This is a genomic window from Streptomyces sp. NPDC057428, assembly GCF_042803195.1.
In the GTDB taxonomy this organism is placed as follows: domain Bacteria; phylum Actinomycetota; class Actinomycetes; order Streptomycetales; family Streptomycetaceae; genus Streptomyces.
In genome coordinates this window covers 1-2,202 of the sequence record NZ_JBHVCT010000204.1, presented here as the reverse complement: position 1 = coordinate 2,202, position 2,202 = coordinate 1, and the positions used below count along the sequence as shown (strand labels likewise).

The following is a 2,202-nucleotide window of genomic DNA, read 5'->3' as shown; positions in this document are numbered from 1 at the left end:
ACCATCGTCAGGGGTCCCGTCGTGCGTCCAGACCCTCCCACCAGCACAAATCACCCCTTGACAGCCCCGCCGATCAGCAAACTTCGCGGTCTTGGTCCTTGACGGCACACAGATACAGCTTGCCCTCGCCGGTTGCGTGCTCGGTGATGTCCGTCAGCCACAACCGGTTCGGCCCGGCCGCGGTGAAATCCCGCCGCACCAGATCGTCATGGACAGGCGGCCCGGCCTTGGCGTTCTTCCCACGGCCCGTGCGCTTACCGAAGGCACTCCACCAGCCGTTGTCCCTGCAGATCCGCCAGGCGGTCCGCTCAGCCATCGACTCACCGGCCGCCCGGGCCTCGTCGAGGAGGAAGCGGTGGCCGAACTCGGGATCGTCGCGATGTGCGTCGAAGCAGAGCGTTCGCCCGGTATGCCTCGGCGAGCTCGGAAACGGTGACCGGTGAGGCCAGCCACCGGTAGTAGGGCTGGCGGGCCAGCCCGAGCACCCGGCACGTCACCGCCACCGGCACCCGGCCAGGGGCAGCGGCGGCGGCCAGCTCGCGGACGAGCGGGTACATCATTTTGACGGCAGGTTCGCCTGCGACAGATACGCCGCGACCCTGCGCAGCACCTCGTTCTCCTGCTCCAGGAGCTGGATGCGCTTCCGGGCCTCGCGCAACTCGGCCGACTCACCCGGCCCCGGCGCGGGCTTGGCGCCGCCCTCGTCGGTGTCGGCTCGGCGCAGCCACTTCGACAGCGTGATCGGGTGGACGCCGAAGTCGGCGGCGATCTGTTCCAGCGTGACGCCGGGCTCGCGGTTGCGCGCGACCCGCACGACGTCCTCGCGGAACTCTTTCGGATACGGCTTGGGCACTGCAACATCCTTCCAGGCCGCCTCTCAGCAAGCCAGGTCAGGTGTCACCTATCCGTGCAGCAGTCCCCCACACCCACCTGGCGAGGTACTTAATAGGAGATAAAGGGCAACTCGCCTACATTAAACGCCCTCTGAGAGCACGCCATGTGCAAAGCACAAGAAAGCGGCTCGCGACGCCCTAGACGCGACGCTGCTTGCGCTTGTCGAGGCCACACGATCGATGATGAGGCCCGAAGACGACGTCGCCCCAGAGGCGCCGGCGCAGCGCTGGCGGTTGTGGCGAGCGGTCTGACTCACGCGAACTGCATCAGGTGGCACCAGTTGCCCGGGCTCACCGGCTTCGCACTCCACCGGCGCCGAGACCTCGACGCCGTGACCGCCGGCACACTTATTCACACACTCCCACGCACGCACACACACGGCCTCACTGGTGCGTAGACCTGCATCTTTACTGTCAGAGCCCCAAACTCCCTCACCTTGAGATGCAGGTACTGCAGTCGGCACGAGGAAGCGCAAGAAGACCAGCATCCCTCTACGAGCCGAGATTCACTAATTCACACACTTCCACGCACACACACGTGCACGCGGACGTGATCACACCCCCTCTCTCCCTCCATCTTGCACTCTCTCCTATTCTCGCATTTACCTTTTCGCTTACATGCACCCGTGCCTCATCTCGCTCGACCGTCTTTACTTAAGCGCGCCATCACCTTCTTGCTTCACTCCTAACGTCCCTATGTGCGCAGCCCCATACGCACTCCGGCCCTTACGTTCAGTCGTGCGTCGCTTCCTGCAACCGCTCGTTCACCCATCCGTCCGACCGTCTTTTCGGACGCCCTTTCTTTGCCTCTCTCGTCCAACTTGCTCTACGCACACTCGGACGCTCTCTTGGTCGGCTTTACTACAGCTCTACGGCTCATACGCACTCCCGGGCGCACATTCCTTGCTGCGTGATTGCTTCCGATCTTGCGCACGTCCCTCGCTGCTTACGCTTTTGCGTTCAGCCCCTACCGCTTACTTCACTCCGCACACCGCTTCCCACCCCCTGCCGTCCTTGTCCACGTCGGCTCGCGCGCGCCTGCGGCCGTACGGCGACAAAGCGTCCCCCACAGGCAAACGAGCTGGCGCACTCTCGCAGCCGCCTTCTCCTCTGCGGGCTTTCGTCAACTCCTCACCCGGGTGTGGCGCACTAGCCGACGCGCGCCCGGACTCCGCCCGCCACGTGCCTCCTCTGCGATGTGCTAGCGCACCCACCCTTACGACCTCGGGGGAAATTGAGATGCGGGCGTGCTGGCCTGGCGGTTCGGCTGGTGGGTGATCAGCAGGCGGTGTCGCGGACGAGGACGAGC

The 2,202-nt window shown here is 64.9% G+C and carries 2 protein-coding genes; both read right to left on the bottom strand.

Annotation, left to right across the window (positions count from 1 at the left end; translation table 11 throughout):
* Positions 1–73: 73 nt before the first annotated feature.
* Positions 74–316 carry a hypothetical protein gene (locus tag ACFU5K_RS31705; protein ID WP_384068154.1) on the bottom strand — a complete coding sequence of 81 codons (243 nt, stop codon included), beginning with the start codon at positions 314–316 and terminating at the stop codon, positions 74–76.
* 240 nt (positions 317–556) lie between these two features.
* On the bottom strand, positions 557–853 hold the full coding sequence (locus ACFU5K_RS31700) for a transposase (RefSeq protein WP_384068151.1): 297 nt from the start codon (positions 851–853) through the stop codon (positions 557–559).
* Between the last annotated feature and the right edge of the window lie 1,349 nt (positions 854–2,202).